Source organism: uncultured Paraglaciecola sp. (assembly GCF_913058035.1).
GTDB lineage: Bacteria > Pseudomonadota > Gammaproteobacteria > Enterobacterales > Alteromonadaceae > Paraglaciecola.
Window position 1 is genome coordinate 24,221 of sequence record NZ_CAJXPA010000045.1, and the last position, 6,104, is coordinate 30,324.

Annotated in this window: 5 protein-coding genes and 1 pseudogene; all 6 read right to left on the bottom strand. The window is 37.8% G+C overall.

Annotated elements, in window-relative coordinates:
- Window positions 1–15: 15 nt before the first annotated feature.
- Entirely contained in the window at window positions 16–891 is an 876-nt protein-coding gene (rlmJ, locus tag QZ562_RS08120; RefSeq protein ID WP_293759043.1) for a 23S rRNA (adenine(2030)-N(6))-methyltransferase RlmJ, read from the bottom strand.
- Between the two features lie 131 nt (window positions 892–1,022).
- A complete protein-coding gene (locus QZ562_RS08125) occupies window positions 1,023–1,820 on the bottom strand; it encodes a DUF6065 family protein (RefSeq protein ID WP_293759045.1) in 798 nt (265 codons plus the stop codon).
- A gap of 271 nt (window positions 1,821–2,091) precedes the next feature.
- Window positions 2,092–3,351 (bottom strand): 2-oxo acid dehydrogenase subunit E2, encoded by a 1,260-nt coding sequence (locus tag QZ562_RS08130; RefSeq protein WP_293759047.1) that lies wholly within the window; start codon window positions 3,349–3,351, stop codon window positions 2,092–2,094.
- Window positions 3,352–3,398: 47 nt separating this feature from the next.
- Window positions 3,399–4,376: a transketolase C-terminal domain-containing protein gene (locus QZ562_RS08135; RefSeq protein WP_293759049.1), complete on the bottom strand. Its 978-nt coding sequence runs from the start codon at window positions 4,374–4,376 to the stop codon at window positions 3,399–3,401.
- A gap of 1 nt (window position 4,377) precedes the next feature.
- Window positions 4,378–5,562, bottom strand: coding sequence for a thiamine pyrophosphate-dependent dehydrogenase E1 component subunit alpha (locus QZ562_RS08140; protein ID WP_293759051.1), 1,185 nt, complete (start codon window positions 5,560–5,562; stop codon window positions 4,378–4,380).
- Between the two features lie 324 nt (window positions 5,563–5,886).
- Window positions 5,887–6,104 (bottom strand): annotated as a pseudogene (locus QZ562_RS08145) (hypothetical protein); the annotation flags it as partial.

Here is a 6,104-nt window from a genome sequence, read left to right on the forward strand (position 1 = left end):
ACTCAATTTCCTTCATTATTCCTCAATGAGCCAATCAACTGAATACGATGCGCCATCACTTTGAGCCATCAATGGCGATAGTTCTTGTAAACTTTCTTTAATTTTTACATCCAACTTCCAAGGGGCGTTAATAATCAACATTCCAGAGCCATACATACCACCAGCATCATTATTAGTGGTTACGCATAACTCTATTTTAAGTAAATTTTTAAAGTTATGCTGAGTTAAGCTTTCAATCATAGCTTCACTTTTGCCTTTTTTACTGATGCTGCTGTCAAACGTAACACTCGCTGATTTTCTATCACTTATTAACGGATACCAAATCACATAAATTGCAGAATTCCACTTTTTATAGGTTGTGACTACAGTATCTACAACTTTTTGATACTCACTTGACACTTCATAGGAAGGGTCAATAAGCACCATACCTCGCTGCATATCTGGTGGCGTTAATGCCAACAAACCCTCATATCCATCTCTATGATGAATAGCAATGTTTTTGCCGCCAATATTACTTTTTAAATTCTGTATTTCTTGATTATGCCACTCCATCAAAAACAGTTTGTCCTGAGGACGTAATGTAGATTTAGCGATTTCTGGCGAACCAGGGTATTGATTAAATTCTTTATAGGCATTCACCAAAGACAAATAGTTATTGATCGCTTCGTTTTGAAATGAGTGTCCGATAAGACATTCAATACCTTGCTTAAACTCATTAGTTTTAAGTGATTCTTTTGAATTTAGCTGATAAACCCCCGCCCCACTATGGGTGTCAAAATAACAAAAACCTTTATCTTTACTTTTCAGTTTTTCGATGATCAGCATCTGACAAATGTGTTTTAAAACATCACCATGATTACCTGCATGAAAACTGTGACGATAACTTAACAAAATTCAGTTCCTTAACTTATTTGAATATACACTGCGTCGGATTTAATACTAAAGCAAAATTAGATTTATGGTTAGCTCACCCTTTGTTACGAAGCAATATAATAAACATCGTAAATAACAATAAAGATTCCCTATTTAACCCTTTTATCAATTGGGGCGGAACATTTAAATAAATTTTGATGTTTGGATTTTGGAGGCGTCGCAGCTTGTCCTTTCGCATAATTAGAGTCCCATAATTCTTTTAATTCAGGTTTGCGACCCTCATCTGCCCATTGCTGTTCTGCTTTTCGTTGACTTTGGTAATTTCCAGCACGTTGTTTATCCCACTGTTTAACTTCTTGCATAAAATTGGGATCTTCGTGCATATCATGAATTTCAAGCTGCATGTCATCAAGTAAAGCAAGTGGGTAAGGCATGATACGACATATAGGTTCACCTGCTTTAAATTTAACGGTTTTATTAGGTTCTGTCATACGCCAGTTCATAGTGAATGGAAAGGGTAACCAATCGCTGCGAATAAAAGCATCTAAAGGCACCGCAAAGTTTTTATCTTGATTCGCAGGCCCACTTATAAGCAAACCGTAATCAGGTGGTGTTCGAAATAAAAAAGGAATATACCAAGTCACTGTGCCAGAACCAAAGTGCGGTTTAGGACCAAATGGGTCTTGATGAGCGGTTTTGATATTCAATTGATCACCATTCTCCTGCCCTGTCCAAGAAATTTCAGCATCAACTGGATTTAATATTTCCCACCCCATGCTATTGGCAGCAGTAAGGGGTATACATCGGTAGGCATAGCGGGCGGGAGTATTATCCATCCAATCACGGGTTATTTTACAGGGTCTGATACTCTGCATAACATCTTTTTTTATGCCAGGAATTACGTAGGCTATTAGTCGATTATTCGGAACAATTTTGGGGCTTAACATATTGACTAAACTCATTGATTTTTATAAATAAAAGACTCCCATAAATTGAATGAAATTGCACCCAAGATCATCAAAACTTGACGTAAAAATGATCTCAGGATACAAATAATTAATCTCATAAGTTGCTTTAAAGCTATAAAATAAAACCAGTAGAGGTAACTAAGAAAAATTATTATCCAAAACAAACCTTAGTATATTTGTACATGTAACATTTGGGGTGTTTTCCCAACCTCATATTTTAATTGAGTCAAAATAAGAGAATGCTAGAAAACTATTTATTTTTAGCCAACATATACAACGGATTTTCTAAATATTTTTTCCATAAATTATTAAACCTGACCATCGTTGCCCCATCAATAATTCGATGATCACCAGACCAACTAACTTGCATGATGTTGACTGCTTTCACTTGATCATTTTCATCAAATCGAGGCAAACGTTGAATTTTACCCATTGCCACAATCGCCGACTCAGGGGCATTAATAACAGGTGTAGATACTGTTCCTCCCAACACACCTATATTTGAAATGCTGATAGTGCCGCCTTTTAAGTCAGCACTTTTCAACTTACCTTCACGAGCAAGACTGATTAACTCATTAACCTTTTGGGCTATTTCAAACAAAGAAAGATGCTGAACACCTTTAATATTTGGCACAACTAACCCTATTTTAGAGTCCACTGCGATACCAATATTGTGATCATCAAAATAAGTAACTTCTGTACAACTATCATTTACTTGGCTGTTAATAATAGGGAATTGTTGTAAAGCTAAGGACATAGCTTTGATAAAAAAGGGCATAAAGCTAAGTTTCACCCCTTCTTTCTCAAATACATCTTTGAGCTGAGACCTAGCTTCAATTAATTTATCCAGTTGTATTTCTTCACTTACACTAAAATGTGGCACCGTAAAAACTGAGTGCATCATATGCTTTGCCATGGCCGCTTGTATGCCACGAATAGGCTCCACATGTTCACCGCCTGTTGTTATTTGACTAACTTGAGTGGATTGTGTTGTTGGTGTTAAAATAGCAGGCTGGACTTCTGGTAATGAAACATCGATTAGGTCGTCTTTTAAAACACGACCTTTGTCACCACTACCAGTAATGTGTGATAAATCAACGTCAAGTTCTCTAGCTAGCCTTCTTACCGCGGGGCTTGCTAGGGCTTTACCTGTATTTTCTTTGCTAACATTAGCACTGATTTGACTAGTTGTTGTTATGTTATTTGATGACTTAAGTTCAATATCTTTGATTTCTGGGGTGACCGCTGATGATACCTCTCGCAACGTATCATCTTCAATAATCTGCATGGCAAATAAAGGTGAATGCACTTTCGCAATATTACCTTCTGCATAATAAAATTTAGTCACGACACCGCTGTACTTAGAGGGGATTTCAACTAATGCTTTATCAGTCATGACCTCAACTACAGGTTGGTCTTCTAGTATATTTTGGCCTTCAGCGACTAACCACTTGACCACTTCGCATTCAACAATGCCTTCGCCAATATCAGGTAAAATAAAATCTTGCATAGTTTGCTCCTTAAAATCGAGCTAAAAATAGGGCTAAAAAATCAATGTTAAAAATTCACAGTGCGTTTTATTGCTTCGAAAGTTTTTAGATGGTCTGGCATATATTCTTTTTCATGCGCTAACGGATAAGGTGTATCTAAGCCACAAACCCGGCAAATAGGTGACTCAAGATATAGAAAACATTTCTCTTGAACGCTAGCAGCTATCTCGCTGGCAAAACCAGCAGTTAGCGGTGCTTCGTGATTGATCAATAACCTTCCTGTTTTCTCAACAGAGCTGCATACCGTCTCAATGTCCCATGGTAAAATACTCTGTAAATCTATTACTTCACAAGAGATCCCTTGGTCTTCTGCCATTGACGCAGCTTTTTCTATAATTTCAACTTGCGCACCCCAAGCTAATAAAGTGATGTCAGTTCCTTTACTAACAATATCTGCTTGACCAAGAGGTAACTCATAATCATCTTCAGGTACTTCACTCACTGAAGCACGATATAAACGTTTTGGCTCCATAAATAAAATAGGATTGTCGTCACGAATTGACGCTAACAGTAAGCCTTTCGCTTGATAAGGATTGCGTGGGATAACCACCTTCATACCTGGTATATGGGCGAAAAATGCTTCAGGTGACTGAGAATGATACAACCCACCGGCTATACCACCGCCGTAAGGTGTGCGAATAGTCAATGTACCGCATGAAAATTGTCCACCAGAACGATAACGAAACTTTGCAGTCTCATTCACAATTTGATCAAAAGCGGGAAAAATATAGTCGGCAAACTGGATTTCAGCAACAGGTACTGAGCCTTGAGAAGCAAGACCCGTGGCGAAGCCAATAATGCCTTGTTCTGTTAAAGGTGTATTAAAACATCTGCCTTTACCAAACTTTTGCTGCAAATTACTAGTCGCTCTAAATACCCCACCAAAATGCCCTACATCCTCTCCAAACACCATGACTTTCTCGTCATCATTCATAGCGGTGATAAGCGCATTATTTACAGCCTGCAGCATATTCATAGTTGCCATGTTATAACCTTCCTGATGTTTTGGGATATGCTTCTGGATACATATCAATATGTGTTTTTAGCTCAGCTAATTGTGCTTTTAGGTGCCAGGGTGGAGTGTCATAGACATCTTCAATGATTTGTTCTATCGGACATATTGGTACTTGTTCAGCAAGTTTAAGTGCTTGTAAAACTTCTTTTCTGACTTCTTCTATAAAAGCTAGGTTTTGTTTTTCGTCTAGCCACTGTTTTGAGTACATCCATGTTTTGAATCTAAGCACGGGATCTTTTAGACGCCAGCGCTCTTCTTCATCTTTTGAGCGATAACCTGTCGGGTCGTCTGAGGTAGAGTGCGCTGCGAGTCTGTATGTCATCGCTTCTATTAAGACTGGACAATTATGCTCTAGCGCAATTTTTCTTGCTTCTTGAGTCGCTGCATAAACAGCTAATACATCGTTGCCATCCACTCTAATTGTTCTAACTCCATAACCTATGCCTCTTGATGCAATACCATCCCCAGCAAATTGTTCTTCTGAAGGTGTTGAAATGGCATAACCGTTATTTCGACAGAAGAAAATAACAGGACAATCCAGAACTGCAGCCATGTTGAGACCAGCATGAAAGTCTCCTTCAGATGCTGCTCCTTCGCCAAAATAACAAATGGTCACAGCTTCAAGACCTGCCATCTTCTGCCCGTAGGCATAACCACTAGCCTGAGGTATTTGGGTACCTAATGGCGAAGAAATAGTCATAAAATTAAGTGATTTAGAACCATAATGGATAGGCATTTGCCTACCTTTATTAAGCTCATTTTGATTGCTGAACATTTGATCCATAAATTCTTTACTTGAAAAACCTCGATAGGCCAATGCCCCTTGCTCACGATACTGCGACATGATCATATCTTGCGGTTTTAGTGCCGCTGCACTGGCTACCGTTGAGGCTTCTTCACCGGTACAGGCTAGATAAAAACTTATTCTACCCTGGCGTTGTGCGGCTACCATCCTTTCATCTAATACCCGGATGTATTGCATCGTTTGTAAAATTTTGAGGGAATCTTGCTGGGAAATGTCCGGTAGCTCAGCTTCTGGGTGCAATGTGCCGTCTGTTTGTAAGACTTGCAACATGGGGATATCAATTAGGCCATTTTCAATGATATTTACCTGATGGATGAGCCCAATATTAGCTAAATGGTTTCTATCTTTCATTTACTGACCTATGGCGTTAAGCAAACGTTTAATAAGTGTTTGTTTATTGTAATTAAGATGTTAATTCTAGATGAATATTAGAGGTGAGGCGTTGCCAATTAATGCCAATTGGCGATATGAAAAGGAATGAAACTATTGAATAAAGTTAATAAAGATGATGTTTATCCTAGCAAAAAAAATAACCAGAGTCTTCTTGATAGAACTCATTAAAATAACATGACTTAATTAACCCCCATTAAGTTTAGTCAATATTTCTCAATACATTTATATGAAATTAATAATTAATTAACAAACTCTATTGCATGAGCTTTGATATCAATAATATTAAAGCTCATCAGCTAAGAAAAATTGCAAATACTGTAAATAATTTTGACTTGGGTTGATGAGAGTTTTGTGCATCGTCTTTCGAACCTGAACATTACTTAATGTTTTAACGGGGTGGAATACCTTCGTTTCATCTAAGCATGCTTGATCCCATTCAATATCACAAAAATCTAAAAGAGCTTTAAGAGTGGCTTCTTTATTATTAATAAGTTGTTCAT